Origin of the sequence: Flavobacterium beibuense, from assembly GCF_004151245.1 — a bacterium.
Classification (GTDB): domain Bacteria; phylum Bacteroidota; class Bacteroidia; order Flavobacteriales; family Flavobacteriaceae; genus Flavobacterium; species Flavobacterium beibuense_A.
The window spans coordinates 118,873-139,169 of record NZ_JUIW01000004.1; the positions used below are offsets into that span (position 1 = coordinate 118,873).

At 40.6% G+C, this 20,297-nt stretch carries 16 protein-coding genes; 6 read left to right on the forward strand and 10 right to left on the reverse strand.

Annotated features, from left to right (window positions below; genetic code table 11):
• Positions 1-4: 4 nt before the first annotated feature.
• Positions 5-271 carry a hypothetical protein gene (locus NU09_RS06420; RefSeq protein WP_129750448.1) on the reverse strand — a complete coding sequence of 89 codons (267 nt, stop codon included), beginning with the start codon at positions 269-271 and terminating at the stop codon, positions 5-7.
• A 30-nt stretch (positions 272-301) separates the two neighbouring features.
• Here NU09_RS06420 and NU09_RS06425 point away from each other — a divergent pair, with 30 nt between their 5' ends.
• Entirely contained in the window at positions 302-823 is a 522-nt protein-coding gene (locus NU09_RS06425) for a nuclear transport factor 2 family protein (RefSeq protein ID WP_129750449.1), read from the forward strand.
• Between the two features lie 110 nt (positions 824-933).
• On the opposite strand, the gene NU09_RS06430 is transcribed toward NU09_RS06425, so the two are convergent.
• Positions 934-1,881, reverse strand: a complete 948-nt coding sequence (locus NU09_RS06430) for an L-threonine 3-dehydrogenase (RefSeq protein ID WP_129750450.1) — start codon at positions 1,879-1,881, stop codon at positions 934-936.
• A 219-nt stretch (positions 1,882-2,100) separates the two neighbouring features.
• On the opposite strand from NU09_RS06430, the gene NU09_RS06435 reads away from it, so the two are divergent.
• Positions 2,101-2,790 (forward strand): hypothetical protein, encoded by a 690-nt coding sequence (locus NU09_RS06435; RefSeq protein ID WP_129750451.1) that lies wholly within the window; start codon positions 2,101-2,103, stop codon positions 2,788-2,790.
• A gap of 47 nt (positions 2,791-2,837) precedes the next feature.
• Entirely contained in the window at positions 2,838-6,146 is a 3,309-nt protein-coding gene (gene mfd, locus NU09_RS06440; RefSeq protein WP_410501054.1) for a transcription-repair coupling factor, read from the forward strand.
• A gap of 134 nt (positions 6,147-6,280) precedes the next feature.
• Here mfd and NU09_RS06445 read toward each other — a convergent pair whose 3' ends face one another.
• The 5 genes from NU09_RS06445 to NU09_RS06465 form a co-directional block, all read right to left on the reverse strand.
• Positions 6,281-7,375, reverse strand: coding sequence for an MBL fold metallo-hydrolase (locus NU09_RS06445; RefSeq protein ID WP_129750453.1), 1,095 nt, complete (start codon positions 7,373-7,375; stop codon positions 6,281-6,283).
• Between the two features lie 79 nt (positions 7,376-7,454).
• Entirely contained in the window at positions 7,455-8,015 is a 561-nt protein-coding gene (locus tag NU09_RS06450; RefSeq protein WP_129750454.1) for a TetR/AcrR family transcriptional regulator, read from the reverse strand.
• Between the two features lie 122 nt (positions 8,016-8,137).
• On the reverse strand, positions 8,138-8,800 hold the full coding sequence (locus NU09_RS06455; RefSeq protein ID WP_129750455.1) for an aspartate kinase: 663 nt from the start codon (positions 8,798-8,800) through the stop codon (positions 8,138-8,140).
• A 77-nt stretch (positions 8,801-8,877) separates the two neighbouring features.
• Positions 8,878-9,237: a YraN family protein gene (locus NU09_RS06460; RefSeq protein WP_129750456.1), complete on the reverse strand. Its 360-nt coding sequence runs from the start codon at positions 9,235-9,237 to the stop codon at positions 8,878-8,880.
• The gene (locus tag NU09_RS06465) at positions 9,238-10,134 is read right to left on the reverse strand and encodes an LD-carboxypeptidase (RefSeq protein WP_129750457.1); all 897 of its coding nucleotides are present in this window, start codon (positions 10,132-10,134) and stop codon (positions 9,238-9,240) included.
• A 246-nt stretch (positions 10,135-10,380) separates the two neighbouring features.
• Here NU09_RS06465 and metG point away from each other — a divergent pair, with 246 nt between their 5' ends.
• The gene (gene metG, locus NU09_RS06470) at positions 10,381-12,444 is read left to right on the forward strand and encodes a methionine--tRNA ligase (protein WP_129750458.1); all 2,064 of its coding nucleotides are present in this window, start codon (positions 10,381-10,383) and stop codon (positions 12,442-12,444) included.
• A 55-nt stretch (positions 12,445-12,499) separates the two neighbouring features.
• Here the strand turns inward: metG and NU09_RS06475 are convergent, their stop codons facing one another.
• Positions 12,500-13,129: a nitroreductase family protein gene (locus tag NU09_RS06475; RefSeq protein WP_129750459.1), complete on the reverse strand. Its 630-nt coding sequence runs from the start codon at positions 13,127-13,129 to the stop codon at positions 12,500-12,502.
• A 217-nt stretch (positions 13,130-13,346) separates the two neighbouring features.
• Here NU09_RS06475 and NU09_RS06480 point away from each other — a divergent pair, with 217 nt between their 5' ends.
• A complete protein-coding gene (locus tag NU09_RS06480) occupies positions 13,347-13,664 on the forward strand; it encodes a hypothetical protein (protein WP_129750460.1) in 318 nt (105 codons plus the stop codon).
• A gap of 7 nt (positions 13,665-13,671) precedes the next feature.
• Here NU09_RS06480 and NU09_RS06485 read toward each other — a convergent pair whose 3' ends face one another.
• Positions 13,672-14,361, reverse strand: a complete 690-nt coding sequence (locus NU09_RS06485) for a hypothetical protein (RefSeq protein ID WP_129750461.1) — start codon at positions 14,359-14,361, stop codon at positions 13,672-13,674.
• Between the two features lie 66 nt (positions 14,362-14,427).
• On the opposite strand from NU09_RS06485, the gene NU09_RS06490 reads away from it, so the two are divergent.
• The gene (locus NU09_RS06490) at positions 14,428-15,330 is read left to right on the forward strand and encodes a histone deacetylase (protein WP_129750462.1); all 903 of its coding nucleotides are present in this window, start codon (positions 14,428-14,430) and stop codon (positions 15,328-15,330) included.
• 37 nt (positions 15,331-15,367) lie between these two features.
• Here the strand turns inward: NU09_RS06490 and NU09_RS06495 are convergent, their stop codons facing one another.
• Positions 15,368-20,221, reverse strand: a complete 4,854-nt coding sequence (locus NU09_RS06495; protein ID WP_129750463.1) for a DNA repair ATPase — start codon at positions 20,219-20,221, stop codon at positions 15,368-15,370.
• Between the last annotated feature and the right edge of the window lie 76 nt (positions 20,222-20,297).

Consider the following 20,297-nt stretch of genomic DNA (forward strand, 5'->3'; position numbering starts at 1 on the left):
CCCCCTAAAGTCCCTTCCCCGCACCAAAATTCAACCCCCTTTTTTTCTTTGCTTCCCTGTTTATTGCAAGCAGCCTGTTTGCCATTACAGTATCGGTTGACTGTGCTGTAACGTAATTAAAAAAATAATCTGTGTTACCATCTTCAATATAATATTTAACACAACAAGGCCCGTCATCATCTTCAATAAGGAGTCTGTAAGCCGTAATTTTTGCCTGTTGTGAAAAACAGGCTGTATAACTAAAAAGTAGTATAAGGTAAAGGTGTCTCATTTAATTACTATTTTTACTTAAAACGTAAACATGAAAAAATTATTTCTGTTCCTTTCAGCACTATCCATAGGAACAACACTACTTATACAAAACAATACCACTGTAAATCCGGAAAAAGAAACAACCGTTATTAACCAACTGTTGAACGACTGGCATAAAGCAGCCGCTAATGCCGACTATAACGGATACTTCGGCAAAATAGCCAACGATGGCAGGTACATAGGTACCGATGCTGCCGAGAACTGGGACAAAAAAGCATTTGAAACTTTCTCCAAACCTTATTTTGATAAGGGCCGTGCCTGGGATTTCAAGCCCGTTGAGCGCAACATATACTTTAGTAAAAACGGTAAGGTTGCCTGGTTTGACGAATTACTGGATACCTGGATGAAAGGATGCCGTGGGTCTGGCGTACTGGAAAAGGAAGGAAAGGAATGGAAAATTAAACACTATGTACTTTCCATGACAGTTCCTAACGAGGTAATTAAAGAGGTTATTCCTTTAAAAGCAAAATATGAGGATGCTTATATAGAAAAACTGAAAGAAAAAAAGTAACTAAATGAATATTCTGAGATTTCTCACTTCGCTATGCTGCGTATCGAAATGACAGAAGTGTACAGATGAAAGAATAATAAAAAAGTCCCGCCGATGGCGGGACTTTTTTATTATTCTGCTTTTGCACTTAAATGCTCTAACATATCTGTTGTCATGGCATCAAGATCAAACTCGTGTTTCCAGTTCCAGTCTTGTCTTGCACTGCTGTCGTCAATACTTTGAGGCCAGCTGTCGGCTATCTTTTGGCGGAAATCCGGCTCATAAGAGATGGTGAAATCTGGCATGTGCTTTTGTATCGCCTGAGTAATTTCTTTCGGAGTAAAGTCCATAGCCGAAAGGTTGTAAGACGATCTTATTTTTATGTCTTCGGCAGGAGCCTGCATAATTTCAACAGTCGCACGGATGGCATCATCCATGTACATCATAGGTAATCTTGTTTCTTCACTAAGGAAACAGGTATACTCACCGTTCTCTAATGCTTTGTGGTAAATATCAACAGCATAATCGGTAGTACCACCACCCGGAGGCGTAGACCAGCTTATCAGGCCGGGGTAACGTATACTTCTTACATCCACACCGTAAATGTTGTGGTAGTACTCACACCATCTTTCGCCCGACTGCTTAGAGATTCCATAAACAGTAGAAGGCTCCATTACAGTATATTGCGGTGTATTTTGTTTAGGGGTTGTAGGCCCGAAAACCGCAATACTTGAAGGCCAGAATATTTTTTGGATTTTCCCGGCTTTGGCAAGGTTAAGCACATGGAAAAGAGAGTTCATATTTAAATCCCAGGCAAAGGCAGGGTTTTTCTCGGCAGTAGCCGAAAGTAACGCAGCCATCAGGTAAACATCGGTAACATTATATTTCTCGATAGTTTCTTCAACCTGGTTAAAATCAAGGGCGTTAACCACTTCAAAAGGGCCCGAAGCCACAAATTCAGCATCACCTTTTCTTACATCAGAGGCAATTACCTTATCTGTTCCGTATATGCTTCTAAGCTTTTTTGTAAGCTCAGTTCCTATTTGCCCACAGGCGCCAATGATTAAAATCGTACCCATAATTTTAAGTTTAGTGGTTGCAAAGATAATATTTTACCATTATGAAATCCATTTATTTAACTGGGATATAAAACAATCTGTTAAAAGATTGTGATTTACACCCCTCACTCATTACGATATCCCCAAATTAGTAATGATTTTTATTTAGCTGCTATTATTTTTTACTGCTGCGGGTAAATTGGCCTAACATTTGTAAATTTGCTTTGCAATAAAAACACTATGAAGTATTTAAAATTCATTATACTGCTTTGCCTTCCGGCTCTTATGTTATCATGTAATGATGATGAACAGGTTAGGGCTGCCGAAGCGATTAGGGCACAAAAATATAATGACTCCATTTTAACGATAATAAACAAAAACTGGAAATTCAACATTCCTCCCGTTACGCCAAAAGTAAAGGCAAAAATTGACGGGTGGAACGAATGGCAGCAGTTTAAGGCCGAACTGGCCGATAAGCCTACCGGTTCGCTTAACGCATACAGGGGAAAGGTTAAAGCCATTGCCGAAAAAGCAGAAGAGCTTAACAAAACCATTCCTCCTTTTTTCAATCAGCCGCAAATGCGCAGCCGCCTTGGGGTCTTAATGACTAAAGTACGATCGCTATACACCTACATTGACCTTACCGTTGTACAGGAAAAAAAGGTGATTCAGTACATTAACGAAATCTCTAAAGAAACCACATCGATACAAAACCAAATGGACGAAATGGTACGCTTTAGCGAAATCCCTATGGAAAAAGGCGAAGAAGAACTGCTTATGGCTCTTGATACCGTAAGAATGGCCAACCCAGACATGATACCTGAAGCAGAGAAACAACCTGCCCCTGCTAAGCCTAAAAAAATGGATTCTAAAAAGTTAAAGCCTTTTGCCCCTCCTTTAAAGGAATTAAAACCCAAAACTGAAAATTGAAACCGGAAATCTTAGAAAAATACAGTCAGTCGGCCAAAGTAAAACAAATTAGCGACAGCCTTTTACAGCGTGAAAATAAACTTCATGTAAAAGGGCTTACCGGCTCTTCGTTGTCGTTTGTTATAGATCCGCTGTTCAGGCAAAGTGAACTTCCTTTTCTTCTTATATTTAAAGACAAGGAAGAGGCAGCTTATTATCTGAATGACCTGGAACAGCTTACAGGAGCTAACGATGTTTTGTTCTATCCCGGTTCTTACAGGAGGCCCTACCAGATAGAGGAAACCGATAATGCTAATGTACTACTGAGAGCCGAAGTGCTTAACCGCATCAACTCACGCAAAAAACCGGCAATAATAGTTTCCTATCCCGAGGCTCTTTTTGAAAAGGTAGTTACCCGTAAAGACCTTGACAAGAATACGCTTAAGGTAGCGGTAGGCGATCAGGTTTCTATAGATTTTATTAATGAGGTACTGTTTGAGTATGAGTTCCGTCGTGTGGATTTTGTTACCGAACCTGGAGAATTCTCGGTACGCGGGGGTATTGTAGACGTATTCTCTTTCTCTAACGACAACCCTTATCGAATTGAGTTTTTTGGCAATGAGGTAGACAGTATCCGTACGTTTGATGTGGAAACACAGCTTTCACTCGAAAAACAGAAAAAAATTACAGTTATCCCTAATATGGAAAATAAGTTTTTGCAGGAAAAACGCGAAAGCTTCTTAGACTATATTAATGAGAAGACCGTACTCTTTATACAAAACACCGAAGGGCTTTTAAGCCAGTTGGATTCGCTTTTCACCAAAGCAGGTGAGGCTTTTGAAAAACTAAGCAAAGACATAAAGCATGCTTCTCCCGAAGAGCTTTTTCTTAACCAGCAGTCGTTTGTTAAACGGGCTTTAGACTTTACGGTTGTTGAGCTGGCCTCAAAACCGATTTTTAAAACCCAAAAAAGTTTTGAGTTCTACATTCAGCCGCAGCCGTCATTCAACAAACAGTTTGACCTGTTGCTTAACAACCTTAACGACAACCATAATAACGGATTTAAAAACTACCTGTTTTGCTCTAACGAGTCGCAGGCAAAACGTTTTCACGATATTTTTGAAAGCCTTGACGATGCCAATCACGAGGATGTGCGCAAGCAATACAAAACAATTGTTTTCCCAATTTATGAAGGGTTTGTAGATGAAGAGAACCAGATTGCATGCTATACCGATCACCAGATTTTTGAACGTTACCATAAGTTTAGCATCAAAAACGGTTATTCCAAAAAGCAAACCATTACCCTTAAGGAGCTTAACTCTCTTTCTGTAGGAGACTATGTAACCCACATAGACCACGGTATTGGTAAATTTGGCGGACTGCAGAAAATTCAGGTGGAAGGTAAAACACAGGAAGCAATTAAACTGGTTTATGCCGATAACGACATTGTATATGTAAGCATTCACTCGCTACACAAAATATCAAAATACAACGGGAAGGACGGTACGCCTCCCAAAATATACAAACTGGGATCGAGTGCCTGGAAAACCCTTAAACAAAAAACCAAGGCAAGGGTTAAGCATATTGCCTTTAATCTTATACAGCTGTATGCAAAACGCAGGTTGGAAAAAGGTTTCCAGTATGCTCCCGATAGTTACCTGCAGGCAGAACTGGAATCGTCTTTTATTTATGAGGATACTCCGGATCAGATTACTGCAACACGCGATGTAAAAGCAGACATGGAAAGCGAACGCCCAATGGATCGCCTTGTTTGTGGTGACGTAGGCTTTGGCAAAACCGAGGTAGCTATACGTGCTGCCTTTAAGGCTGTAGATAACGGCAAGCAGGTTGCCATACTCGTACCTACTACCATACTGGCGTTCCAGCACTACAAAACATTTCGTGAGCGTCTAAAGGATATGCCTGTTACCATAGGTTACATAAACCGTTTCCGTACGGCTAAGCAAAAAAGCGAAACACTTAAAGACCTCGCCGAAGGTAAACTGGATATTATAATAGGTACGCACCAGCTTACCAATAAAAATGTGGTTTTTAAAAACCTTGGTCTTCTTATTGTGGACGAGGAACAGAAGTTTGGTGTAAACGTAAAAGACAAACTTAAAACCATAGCCCAAAATGTAGATACCCTTACCCTAACGGCTACTCCTATACCAAGAACACTTCAGTTCTCACTTATGGCTGCCAGGGACTTATCGGTAATTACAACGCCTCCGCCTAACCGTTACCCTATAGAGTCGCAGGTGGTGGGATTTAACGAAGAGATTATTCGCGATGCCATTTCTTATGAGATAGAGCGTGGCGGGCAGGTATACTTTATTAATAACCGTATTGAGAACATTAAGGAAGTTGCCGGAATGATACAACGCCTTGTTCCCGGAGCTAAGGTTGGTATAGGACACGGACAAATGGAAGGTAAAAAACTGGAAGATCTTATGCTTGCCTTTATGGATGGTGAGTTTGATGTACTGGTAGCCACTACCATTATAGAAAGCGGCCTTGACGTTCCTAACGCCAATACCATATTTATTAATAATGCCAATAACTTCGGACTTTCTGACCTGCACCAGATGCGCGGGCGTGTAGGCCGAAGCAATAAAAAGGCATTTTGTTACTTTATAACACCGCCGTATTCTGCCATGACCGAAGATGCCCGCAAGCGTATTCAGGCACTGGAGCAGTTTAGCGATTTGGGCAGCGGTTTCAACATCGCCATGAAAGACCTTGAAATTCGTGGTGCCGGAGATTTATTAGGAGGTGAACAAAGCGGATTTATTAATGAGATTGGTTTTGAAACCTACCAAAAGATCATGAACGAAGCCATAGAGGAACTTAAGGAAAATGAGTTTAAGGACCTTTATGAGGAAGTGGAAGGTACTACCGAAAAAGAATACGTTAAGGATATTCAGATCGATACCGATTTCGAGTTACTATTCCCTGACGAATATGTAAACAATATTACCGAAAGGCTTAACCTGTATAACGAGTTAAGCACCATTAAAAACGACGAAGAGCTCAACGTTTTTGAACAGAAACTAATTGACCGTTTTGGTGCTTTACCAAAAGAGGCTCAAGCCCTTTTAATCAGTATGCGCATTAAGTGGCTGGCAACAAAAATGGGTGTGGAAAAACTGGTGCTTAAACAGGGGAAAATGCTTGGCTATTTTGTATCCGACCAACAATCGGCTTACTATCAGTCGGGTGCTTTCCATAAAGTACTGCAGTTTGTACAAAAACATCCTTCGCTTATACGAATGAAGGAAAAACAAACCAAAAACGGACTACGACTGCTTATTACTTTTGAGAATGTAAAATCAGTTAAGAAAGCAAAAGAACTGCTTGAAATGGTTTTTGAATAAAGCTTTCTCAGACTCTTCCATTTCGAGCGCAAGGAAGTGGAGTCGAGAAATCTAAAAAAATAATTCTGAGATTTCTCCGCAAGGTCGAAATGGAAAAAATATAAAAAAAGCGGACTATAAAGTCCGCTTTTTTATTAATTAAGTTCGTTCCACCACTGTTGCTGCGGAATATCAATATCAGTAAGATTTGTCTTTTCACCTATCATAGGGGTAAACAACGGCACACCTTTTTGATTTGCCTCATCCACCACTGTTTTTATAGACTCATCCCAGGCATGTAATGCCAGTGAGAATTTAGACCAGTGTACCGGCATAAGTCTTTTGGTCTTTAAATCGGTTGCGGCCTGTACCACCTGCTGCGGCATCATGTGTATGTATTTCCAGTATTCGTTATACTGTCCGCATTCTAAAATAGCTAGATCAAACGGCCCATACTTATCGCCTATTTCCTTAAAAAAGTAATCGTAACCGGAGTCGCCGCCCAAAAACAACTTTATACTTGGTGTTTGCAGTACAAAAGATACCCATAACGCTTTGTTTCTGCTAAAGCTCCTTCCTGAAAAATGCCTTGCCGGGGTAATATCTACCGTAAAGCCATCGCCCAGTTCCACATGTTCACCCCAGTCTTTTTCCTCAATAATTTCGGTATCATAGCCCCAGTACTCCAGGTGTTGTGCCGTGCCTAATCCCGTAACCACTTTCTTTACTTTTGGCTTAAGTTTTAAAACGGTATCATAATCCAAATGATCCCAATGGTCGTGACTGATAAACAAGATATCTATATCCGGGAAATCGTCTGCCGAATAGGCATCGCTACCGGGATAAGCTTTATTTGTAAAACCAACCGGAGAAACACTTCCGCTAAAAACAGGGTCAACCAAAATGGTCTTTCCGTCTACCTGCATAAAATAGGACGAGTGCCCAAACCAAACTATTACATTCTCTTTCAGATCCAGATGCAATAAGTCTTCTTTTTTTGTCGGGATACTGTCCTGCGGCTTATTACGTTCCTTTTTCCCAAAAAAGAACTCCTTAAATACGGTGTAGTAACTGGTACCTTCGGCAAGATCGGGAGTATGGCTGAGATTCTGGAATTTGCCATCCCTGTAATTAGGTGACTGTTTTATCCTCTCCAGCCTTGCTCCCGCAGGCTGTTTGCCAAATTGTGGCTGTTGCATAAATATAGCCGTTGCCACTACCAGCAACGCTATGACAATAAGTATTGACATAAATATTCTTTTAATTATTTTTTTTAACCGTTTCATTTATATTGATTGACTAATCACTCTAAAATTTATTCAAATTTTTTTAAGCCAGCATTCCCCATAACATCTCAAAACTATCATCAATAACCTGCTGTTGTTTTGCTTTGGTAAGCTTGTATTTATTAAGGTAAGAATACAGCCCGAAAATATGGCTGCCCATAATGGTGTGTATAAAATCGGTATCACGTTCTTTAATTGCCCCGGCATCTATAGCCTCCTTTATCTGGTCACAGCTTTTCTTCAATGTTTTCTTCACCTCTTCGGGAGATAATAACGATGCAAAAGGAGAAGTGGTAAAAAGCTGGGCATAATAAAACTCATTAGTGTTTTTTAGTGACCAGTCTAGCACTGCCCTGAACTGACTCCTGAACTTTTCCTTCGGATTGGTCTCGGTTTTGGAATTCTCTTCTACATAAGCACCCATTTTTGACTTTACATACAAATAAAGCGATACGATAAGATCTTCCTTGGTCTTATAATAATGAAACAGGGTACCGTTTGCCACACCGGCTTCTTTAGCTATTTTGCTGGTAGGGGTTGCATGAAACCCGTTTTCAACAAAAAGCCTTAATGCTGTTGTAAGTATTTGTTCCTGTTTATCCATTGTTATGCTAGACCGACTAATCACTCTACAAAGATATATCTTTTTTATTAAAAACAAAACCCTTTCAAAAAGAAAGGGTTCGTTTTATCATCATGTGTGTGTTTTAATTGTCAAAAGCCTAATTAGCTTAGGTTCTTCAGGTCTTTTATAACCTTAAAGGCAACATCTACCTCCTGCTCGCTTACCAAAATGGTAAACTCATAAGAAGTTGAGATAACCTCGTTGATTATAATACCTTCCCATGCTAGCCTTTGGAAAATATAATAATACACACCCGGTGTAGAAATATTATCTTTAGGCAGCTTTACAGTAATAGACGCCAGGTTATCTGTACGTTCAATCTGTTTTTCATCGGCAAACAGCTTTTCTACAATGTGATCTATAGAAGAGCTTACCACAATGTTAGTTTCGTTTACACCTCTTGATGAAGTGTAGAAAACCTCAGGAAACGAATTGATATTGGATATCAGGTCGGCCTGTTTGTTAAGAATGGTGTCAGAAATTGCAAAAGTGTAATCCGTTAAAGATGACCTTACGGTTATCTCGCCAATAGAACGAAGTACTTTTACAATTTTGTGATTTACTCTGAAATCAAGGTCCTCAGAAAGTCTTTTTAAAGACATTACAACAGCTCCCTGCTTAACGTCTTTACCAATTTCCTGTTCAAGTTCAGGCATCATTGTTCTCGCGAGAGAGGTAAGGTTGATGATACCTTGCGACAACGCACTTAACAAAAAGGGCTTTGTCTTGATGTAGTGTTCTACTACAGAAGAAATAGTTTTCATAGCTTAATAGGTTGTTACATAAAGTCTTTTCCCGTAACAAATATAAAAAATAAAAATAATTGTTACATATTTAACAACTAAAAATAAAAAAAAGCGTCAACTATATGTTCTATAACAAAATTGCCCTTATTGTTATAAATTGATACTATATCAAAACGTACTTCTGTATCTAAGTTATTAAGGTTAATATACTCATCTACAGCTTTTACCATTAATTTTATCTTCTTTGGTGTAACAAAATCCTGCGGAAGGCCAAATTCAAGGCTGGATCGCGTCTTTACTTCCACAACGGCAAGGATATCTCCCTTTTTTGCAAGGATATCTATTTCTGCTTTCTGAAAAACCCAGTTGGTTTCCAGTATTTCATAACCCTCCTTAAGCAAAAAATCTACGGCCAGTTCTTCGCCTTTTTTGCCCAGTTCATTGTGCTCTGCCATTTATTCAAATGTCACTTTGGTACCCTGTTCCGTTACCTCAAGAGTAATTTCCTTTCCAAAAACAAGGGCTCTGTTATCGGTCATGTGCCCTGCCGGGAAGTTAAAGCAGATAGGTATGTCGTAGTCTTTGGTAATGTCTTTTATAATTTCAAGCGCATCATGCCCCCATGGTATATCATTATCATTCATCTTGGTCATCCCGCCAATAATAATACCTTTCACATTTTTAAAGTAACCGTTGCGTTTTAGGTTCATCATCATACGGTCTATGTGGTACAGGTATTCGTCAAGGTCTTCAATAAAAAGGATCTTGTCTTTATAATCCACTTCCGATTCCGATCCAACAATACTGTATAATACCGAAAGGTTACCCCCTACCAATTCTCCTGTAGCTTTACCCTGCTTATTATAAGAGTGCGCCGGGATGCTGTATTGCAATTTCTCTCCAAAAAGTGCTTTCCTTAAAGTCTCCTTAGCGGCATCGGTAGCATGAAGCACACTTACACACATAATACCGTGTAGGGTTGCAATATCCATATTATTGATATGGCTGTGCAGTACGGTAGCATCACTAAAACCAATAATCCATTTGGGATGCTTTTTAAAGTTGTCAAACTTTATACGGTCTACCATCCTAACGGTACCGTAACCTCCCTTAGCACACCATACTGCCTTTATGGAAGGATTGTCTATCATTTCCTGAAAATCGGTTGCACGCTGCCAGTCGGCCCCGGCAAGCTGATTGTTTTCCTTACCTATGCTTTTGCCTATTACCACATTAAGCCCCCAGCTTTTAAGCAGGTCTATGGCAGGCTGCAGGTGTACGGCTTCAACTTTGCGGGCGGTTGCTACTATGCCCACAGTATCTCCTTTAGTAAGGTACGGCGGAATTTTCATAAGGTCTTGTGCTTGTATTAGAGATGTAAAATGTATTAATGTTAAAACTAAAACGGCTTTTATTAATCGTGATTTCCTTCGCATTCGCTTATTTTTTCAGTTAAACAAACTTAACGAAAAATACCGACTATGTCTTCGTTCAAATTCTTAACAATTATACAAAATCAGTATCGCTCTTATTACAATAAGGGTACAAAAAATAACGCTAATTATTCGTACTTTTGCGATTCAATTTAAATTTTCGAGATGTTACAAGATCCAAAAAGATATACTGTTACGGCAGCATTGCCTTATACTAACGGGCCTATACATATAGGTCACCTGGCTGGTGTTTATGTTCCTTCTGATATTTATTCGCGTTACCTTAGGTTACAGGGTAAAGATGTGGCGTTTATTTGCGGAAGCGACGAGCATGGTGTGGCAATATCCATGAAGGCTAAAAAAGAAGGCATTACTCCGCAGCAGGTAATAGATAAGTACCACACTATTATCAAGCAGTCTTTTGAGGATTTTGGTATCTCTTTCGATAACTATTCCCGTACTTCAGCCAAAGTACACCATGAAACGGCAAGTGAGTTTTTCAGGAAACTGTATGATGAAGGGAAATTTATTGAGGAAGTAACCGAACAGCTTTATGATGAGGAAGCACATCAGTTCCTTGCCGACCGTTTTGTAACCGGTACCTGTCCTAAATGTGGCAATGAGGAGGCTTACGGCGACCAGTGTGAAAGATGTGGTTCATCGCTTAACGCTACCGATCTTATAAACCCGAAATCGACAATAACAGGATCTAAACCGGTATTAAAGGAAACCAAACACTGGTTCCTTCCGCTGGATCAATATGATACCTTTTTAAGGGAATGGATACTGGAAGGCCATAAAAACGACTGGAAACCTAATGTATTCGGTCAGGTAAAATCATGGCTTGACGACGGACTTAAGCCACGTGCGGTTACCCGCGACCTTGACTGGGGCATCCCTGTACCGGTAGACGGTGCCGAAGGTAAAGTACTTTATGTTTGGTTTGACGCTCCTATAGGTTACATATCTTCTACAAAAGAGTGGGCGCAACGCGAAGGAAAAGATTGGGAACCTTACTGGAAAAGCAACGACACCAAACTGGTACACTTTATAGGTAAAGACAATATTGTTTTCCACTGCGTGATATTCCCTGCTATGCTTAAGGCAGAAGGCACTTACATACTGCCGGACAACGTTCCTGCAAACGAGTTCCTTAACCTTGAAGGTAACAAACTGTCTACTTCTAAAAACTGGGCAGTATGGCTACACGAGTACCTTGAAGATTTCCCCGGCAAACAGGATGTACTGCGCTATGCATTAACTTCTAATGCCCCTGAGACTAAGGATAACGACTTTACCTGGAAAGATTTTCAGGCAAGAAACAATAATGAGCTGGTAGCCATATTTGGTAACTTTATAAACCGTGTGGTAGTACTTAGCAACAAATATTACAATGGTGTTATTCCTGCACCAAACGAGTTTAGCGATGTAGATGAGGCTACACTTACTGAAATGCGTGCGTATCCTGCTGTTATTGCGAGTTCTGTAGAGCGTTACCGTTTTAGGGAAGCCCTTAGCGAACTGATGAACCTTGCCCGCCTTGGTAACAAATACCTTGCTGATGAGGAGCCTTGGAAAATGGTAAAAGAAAACCCTGCAAGGGTACAAACACAAATGTATGTGGCATTACAGATTGCTGCGGCATTATCGGTACTTTCTGAGCCATTCCTTCCGTTTACGGCTGCTAAGCTTAAAAACATGCTTAACCTTGCTGACGGTGAACTGGCATGGAACGATATTACACTTAAGGAAGACCTTATAAAAGCAGGCCACCAGATAGGAGAGGCAGAGCTTCTTTTTGCTAAAATAGAAGACGAAGAAATACAAAAACAAGTGGAGAAACTGGAAGCTACAAAAACAGCCAACAATGCAGCCAATAAGACTGTAGAACCTCAAAAAGAAACTATTACTTTTGAAGATTTTGCCAAAATGGATATCCGTACGGGTACTATTCTTGAAGCCGAAAAAATGCCTAAAGCCAACAAGCTTTTAGTTTTAAAAGTAGATACGGGTATTGATGTTCGTACTATTGTTTCGGGTATTGCAGAAAGTTTTAAACCTGAAGATATAATAGGCAAACGTGTTAGCGTTCTTGTTAACCTTGCCCCTCGTGCCCTTAGAGGTGTGGAGAGCCAGGGTATGATTCTTATGACACAAAATGCCGAAGGCAAACTGGTTTTCATTAACCCGGATGCTGATGGCGTTGGTAACGGTGAAATGATTAGTTAACCCGTTCCCGGTTAATATAAAAAGGCTCCCAATCGGGAGCCTTTTACTTTTATGTTTAGTCTAATTCCTTTATCAGTTCGCCTTTAGTCTTTCTTGCTTTTTTCATGGTTATCAGCCAGTCTTTTTCGGTATCACGGTATCCTAACGGCAGTAATAATACACTTTTAAAGCCCTGTTCTTTCAGCCCTAAAAGCTCATCCAAAGCCTCAGGATTAAAACCTTCAATTGGTGTTGCATCTACCTTTTCGGTAGCAGCAGCTGCTATGGCAAAACTAAAAGCAATATAGGCCTGGTGTGCCGCATGGTTATAGTTAACCTCAGCCGGACGCCCGGTATACGACTTAATCAAAAACTGACGGTACTCATCCCACTTTTCGCTAAAACCTCGCACCGCATACATACTCTTAAAGGTATCTGTAATACGCTCTTCCGTATAATTATCCCATGCTGCAAATATCAGCAGATGGGAACAGTCTCTTATTACTGTCTGATTATTGGCAACAGGCATAATCTTATTTTTAAGCTCCTCGCCTTTAACCACAAGTACCTCAAAAGGCTGTAGTCCGCTTGATGTTGGCGCCAGTCGTACCGCTTCTAAAATCCTTTCTATTTTATCGTCTGCTATCTTCCCGCCGTTCATGGCTTTGGTAGCATATCTCCAGTTTAGATGTTCTAAAAATTCCATATATAGTATTTTACCGAGTGCAGGGCCCTTTTTTGACTTTCAAAACATTAAACCCTGTCTCCTCATTTTGAAATGCAAAAATACGATGATAAATGCAATACGCTTAAAAAGTTTGTTTATTTAACTTGGCAGCCTGTAAAAACAACTCAACAGGATTACTATCAGCAAATTAATCGCTAACTTTATAGTATATACTAATCATTTATACCTAAGGATTATGAACAGGAATACAAAAGGTTTTCTGGTATTTATAGCATTACTGTCACTGCTTTTTGTTTTAGTCGATATATTTTTATGGATAAATGTTGCCAATGGCTTTGACGGAAAGGAAGAAATGCGTTCGGCTTATATACAGCATTACCCTAATCCGGTAAGAAACCTGCAGGGGCTTATTATACTGCCGCTTGTATTGCTTACCTTTGCATCGCTGTTTTTTATACGTTCGGCCAGGACCAATTTCATTAAGATAGCCGGGGCAACACTTGCTGTCCTGCTGGCTATTTTTTTAATCTGGAAAATGTTCTCTATTTATTAGTAAGCTCTTAATATGCCAACGTTTTAAACACATAAACATTTACCCACTTCCCATTTACTTTTTTGTAAATAGCAGCTTTTCGAGGTACATGGTCTCCCACCTGAACTATAGCATACTTTTTATCCTGAGAAATTAAAGGGGTGTAAAATATATAAAAACCTGTATCCTCTTTCCTTATAGATTTATCATATTCCTGTTCCCATTCTTCCCATTTCTTTTTTGCTTCCTCTTCAATCCTTTCTTCAGACCAGCCTTTTTCTCGCTTTATAATTATTTCATTATAGGCTTTTGTATTTTCCAGGCTATCTACAACTCTTTGTGAGGTATCATAACTTACAATAGTCTGTACCTTAAACCGTTTGCTATATTTTGGTACATCTTGATAAGAGCTTATAGCTGCTTTTTCAATATTGTAATCCTTCCAGTTAATCTTTTTGGCTATAGCAGTTTTAGTAATAAATTCATCCGGATTAAAATCAGGATTCTCTTCAAAAAAACTGTTACTAATAAATGGAAAATCTAATTCATACCTTTCCAGTTTTAAAACTTCACTACTGTCTGCCAGATTAAAATAATCATACTCAGCAGGAACAACTAATTTATAGGCATCATTCATTAATTCTTCTATCTCTTCTTTTTCTTGAGCGAAACAAAAAATGCCTGTAAAGAATAACAAAGCAAAAAAACTGTTTTTCATATTTGCTGCATTTAAGGTTGTCAACACTAAATATAATAATTAATTTTATCTCCCTAAGTTAACAGCATGCTCCCTATAGCTTACCACCCTATTTACAAACACCCTTTACCGGAAGGCCACCGCTTTCCAATGATAAAATATGAACTCCTGCCTCAGCAATTGCTTCACGAAGGCACGGCAGTGAAAAGTGATTTCCATTCGCCATCCCTACCCGATATGCAGCATGTACTTGCGGTACATAAAAAGGAATATGTGGATGAGTTGGTTAATCTTACACTTGACCCAAGGGCGGTTAGAAAAATCGGTTTTCCGCTTTCGGCAAAACTGGTGGAAAGGGAACTGCGCATTGCCGAAGGTACCATTTGGGGATGCCATAAAGCGATGGAGCACGGCATAGCCTTTAATATTGCAGGAGGCACACACCATGCCTACAGCGACAGGGGTGAAGCATTTTGCTTGCTTAACGATCAGGCGATAGGAGCACAATACCTCATCAATAATAAACTTGCTAAAAAAGTACTGATAGTGGACCTCGATGTACATCAGGGTAACGGTACTGCCGAAATATTTGAAGGCAACAACGATATATTTACCTTCTCAATGCACGGCAAAAGTAACTATCCGTTTAAAAAGGAAACGTCTGATCTTGATATTGCCCTGCCGGATAACACAGGAGATACCGAATACCTTTCCATACTGGAAGATACATTGCCTAAACTTATCGATACCGAAAAACCTGACTTCATTTTTTACCTGAGTGGAGTAGACATACTGGCTTCCGACAAACTAGGCAAATTAGGGTGTACTATTGAAGGATGCAGGCAACGTGATGAATATGTGTTATCACTTTGCCATAAATTGGGCATACCCGTACAATGCAGTATGGGTGGCGGCTATAGTCCCGATATTAAGGTTATTATAGAAGCCCATGCCAATACTTATAGGGTAGCAAGGCATATATATGTATAAAAAAAACGGGGCAATTGCCCCGCTTCTTCTTTCATAGCTATTTCTCCCTCAACCCCTGGCGCAATATTTCTTTTATACCTTCTATATGCTGGGTAAATTCCATTACCTGCGAAAGCATCTGCGCCATTTCATTCTTATCTCCAAAGCCTTTCAGCTTATTGTTTTTCACAAAGGTTTCCTTAATGGAAGCCCAGCGTTGTTTTTCATCCTCGCCCAGCATACCTGTCATTTCCTTAAACTTTAAAAGGTTGGCTTCGGCAGCACTGGTAAGCGTTTGTGTCTCATTTTGATAATGCGATAACAGTAAGGTTTGTATCTCGGCATCATTCATTACAGGAACAATTTTACCCACCAGCTTGTTCATATCACGATACGATCCCTGTAGCCTGAAAGGTGGTTCGGTTCGGTAGGCATCTTCCATCGCTGCCGATGCTATATAGGCTGCATTAGCCTTAAGCACTACGCTACGCACTTTAACCACTTTATCCAGTAATGAGATGTAAGTCTCAATATCCTGCTTGGTGTGGTTCCCCTTAAGCTCCAGTCCGTCACGCTGTCCTGTTTCGGCCATAGTGATGAGCGGATACAGGTCGTCCATACTTTTAGAAGCCAATTGTGCCAGTACCGGGTTTGAAGTAAGCGCGTTTTCTATAAGGCTCAGTTCAAACAGCTGCGAGGTGTTGCCAATTACATCTCCCAGATTATAAATATCAGCACGGTTGGCAAGCATGTCCGGTATACGGAATTTCTCTCCTGTTTCGGTATACGGGTTACCCGCCATTACCACACAGAATTTCTTAGCCTTCATGTCATACGTTTTAGGCTGTCCGTTGTATACACCCTCAATCTTACGGGTACCATCGGCAAGCGAAATAAACTTTTGCAGGAACTCAGGACTGCAATGCTGAATATCGTCCAGATAGAGCATCACATTATTACCCATTTCCAGTGCAAGGTTCAGTTTCTTAAGCTCTTCCCTTGCTGCGGCATTATTTGCCGAAGACGGGTCTACCGAGGTTACCTCGTGTCCAATGGCCGGTCCGTTTATTTTCATAAACACAAGACCAAGCCTGTTTGCCAGATACTCCATAAGGGTAGTTTTACCATATCCAGGAGGCGAAACTAACAGTAGCATCCCCGAACGATCTGTACGGCGGTTCTCGCCTGCACTACCCAGCTGCTTGGCAAGGTTATCACCAAACAACGGCAGGTATACCTGGTCTATAAGTTTGTTACGCACAAACGAGGTTAATACCTTTGGCATAAACTCATTAAGCCTCAAGTCTGTTTTAAGCTGTTGTGTAAGCTTATGGCGCTCTGCCCTAAAAGCCTCAAATGCCGGAACATCTACCGTAAAATACCTGTCCATTAACTGTACGAAATGGTGGTAATGGAAATGGTACGTTCCCTCGGCAATTGTATTGTGCGAACCTGCAAGGCCTGTTATTTCCTCTTCCGGTTCAACATTAACTTTCTTTTCGGCCGACTCATGCCTATACAACAGCAGGGCTGCAATTTCATACAGGTATTCCATATTGTCCTGCTGCGCTCCCTGATTAAGGTAAGACGACACCCACTGAGTTGCCAGCTGTATAGCGGCTTCGGTATCGGGGGCATTTTCAAGATTATGTCTAAATGCCACAGCCGCACCCTTATTTTCCAGCATTTTTACAAAGCTCTCCGCAAGCTGCGAAGCTTTATGGCTTATACTGAAGGCATCATCATTTTTAAGCTCCTCAAACAGGTAACCGGCAATGGTATAAGCATCTGTATTACCGGTTTTGTTTAAGGCTCCCTTTTCAAGGAATTTTTCTGTTTCCTGAGTCAGTTCCTCAACTATATAATCAAACTCTGTGCTGTTAGGAAATATGGCCAAAACCCCTCCCGCAGCTTTTATCTTACTGTTTAGTTTAGTGCGCTGTTCCTCCGGCAAACTGTACCAGAAAAACTGAGCATAGGCCCTAACCATAGGACTGTATCGTAACAGCCCCAAGGTATGGTGCTTGCTTACCAAAGCTTTTAAAAACTTAAAGGCATCGGCATCGTGCACTCCTTTTACATAGCCTTCGGTATAGTTTTTAGAGGTCTCATCGCTAACCAGTTTTGCCAATTCCTCATCGGTAAAGTTGTTTAACTCTTCAGGATTATAGTTCCTGAAAATCTTATAGGCAAGGTAAGCACCCCTGTATATCTCATTATTCTCTGACACCAAATCCTGATTCCAGTATTTTTGTGATGACAAAAGGTTCTCACCTTTCAGTTCCTGATAAAAATCGGTACCTGTTAAGTGATAGTTCAGCTTTCCTTCCCTGTATACAATGGTAAGGTCTAAAGGCTGCTTGTTTACAGCAAACCTGTGATTACCGAAACGGATTATATTATCTCCATCCTCATACAGTTCCTGCCTGTCCTTAAGCTTACGAAGGGCATCCTCACGAGCCGATTTCAGTTCGGTTTCAATAGCCTCTGCCTTTCCGGTATCTTCAAGTGCTACCAGCTGCTGTACCAAATCACGAAGCTTGGCAATCATAAGGTCGGAAGCAAAATAACCGTTTATATCCTCAACCGAATTGAAGGTCAGGGCTTTTGAAGCCACATTTTTAAGTATACGCTGCGAAGCGCTCTCTATGGCTACTGCCTTCTTGTTTCGGGCTTCGGTAAGGTTGTTCTTCTTTGCTTCAAAAGCGGCATAAACCTCTTCCCTTTTTTCTATTATCGATTCGGTAAACTCCTCATAATCGGCAAAACGGGCTTCAAGATCTTCTAACTGAACCGATATCTTATTAAGCAGCTCCTCCGTCTTTTCCGGAGTATCTGCCCTGTCCAGTGCATTTACAATACTCTGGTCTATAAGCTTTACCTGAGCAGCAAAGTCGGCCTTAGCTTCCTTACCTCCCAATGACGATATTTTGTTCTTAATATCTGCCTTAAGCCTGTTAAGTGTTGCAAATATGAGCGATATGTTATTGATGATCTGGGTAGACTGTGAAGTGTCTTCTATTTTTAGGTTAGACACTATATCAATAAGCATTTCCAGATCGGCTGTAATACCGTTTACCTCATCCTCAAGTTTGCGCGCCTCCATAACAGTGGCAATACCATCCAGACCTTTTTGCTTTTCCTCCACACGGTTATGATAAGGAACCAATGCCTTATCGTCCATAAGGAACTGCACGCAGTTTTGAGAAATCACCTCGGTTTGTTCTACTATTTCCTTTTCAAGATTCGTAATGAAATCCCCATCGGTATAACGTACTTCCCTAAGACTTATCACTTCTCCGCGAAGGCCTCTTAAACCTGCCAGATCAGATACAAAAACATCTATATCATTTAGCGGTGAGCTCTTTATCTTTTCAAATAATGTTTGGGCTTTCTGCTTAAGCTCATCGGTAAGCTTTTGGGCATTTTGCCTTAACTGAACTACTTTTTCAAACTCGTCTATCGCTGCGTTTGCCGTATTACGAATTTCGGTAAGGGGCAGGTGCAGCTCAAAGGTTTCTTTTGAGGTAATCCAGTAATAGGTATCCAGTATGTTTCGTGAAAGCCTGGTAAGGTCGGCATACAGCCCGTCATAATCATCATCCTTATTAAGCAGGGTAATAATAGACTGGCAGTCGGCCATGGCCTTAACGATATCCTTGTTGCCTATTTTATATATGTAACTGTCCTTGTGCTGCGAAGGCATAATATCTCCTTTTACAAAAGGCGTTTGCCAAATTTGTATCAGGTGGTTCTTGGTTTGCTCTTCCGAAGCCTTAAAGTAACACAGCTCCCCGTTTTCAAGCAGCGTAAACCCGTTGCATATTATAGGGGTATTTACCTGTTGTGTAATAAGGTTGTAGGACATTAATACATACTGTCCGTACTTTTCCTCATAAAACACATACAGGAAATCTTCTCCGTTTGGCGAAGCAATCCTTTCCTGGAACAGCAGGTTCTCCAAACTGTTCTCAAAAATCTTATATTCGCCCGTCTGCAGGTAATATCCGTTAGAAAAGATGATACCATGCTCGTCCGGCAAGAGTATTGCCGATGTAGAGAGGCTGTCTACCTTTCTTACTTCCTGCAGTTTGTGGTTATAGACAAAAAACCTGGCCTCCTCCTGAAACGGCTTAATCTGTAAGGTGACAAGATTACCCAAATCGGCAAACTTGTAGATTCCGTCGTCTAATGTTTGGTCAGGATGAATAACCTCCTCGTCATAAATCCCTTTACCTGTGGCAGTATTATCTTCAATTTTTATGGTTAGCGTGCCGCCCACAGTTTCAACAAATACCCTGTCCATAATAGACACGTGCGGGTGTTTGCCATACCTGTGCATATCGCGGGTGGTTTCCTGCCAGCTAAAATCGTGCTGCCTAGGGAAACGATATTCATGATCGCTTCGGTTATCCTGGTAGACCAGGCTATTTTCTTTTATAAGCCATTTAAAGGTTTTAACATCACTTATCCTGTCACTTATCTGGAAAACCATGTGCAGGTAGTTGCCTGTTATAAAGAACTTGCGAAACTCGGTATCCCTGTAATATTTGTACAGGTTATAGAAATCGGTAAGGAAAGTTTCCTCAGCAATAAGCTCAAGCCCCTGCTTAATAAACTCGCCATCCTCATAACTGTAAATACTAAATACGTCTTCGGTCTTGATATCAGTACGCAACCCAAAGTGCACATTGTAGCCAAAAATGCATTTATCGCCAATGGTTACTATATCACTAGGGATACAGCTGTTATCGGTAATAATCCTGTTGTTGGCTATAAGTTTAGTTTCTATGCTGCCAAAAACCTCTTTTCGTGCCTCATTAAGTTTGTGCAGCCTGCCCAAAAGGTCGTTCTTTTGGGTTTCAAGGCGGCTGCGTATAATTTCATATGTACCGCCTTCAAGTGTACTCATGGTTGGTTTTGTTTTAATAAGTTAAGTACTGCGCCCGGCGCAATTCCTTTGAAAAAAGAAGGGTAATTCCCCGCAC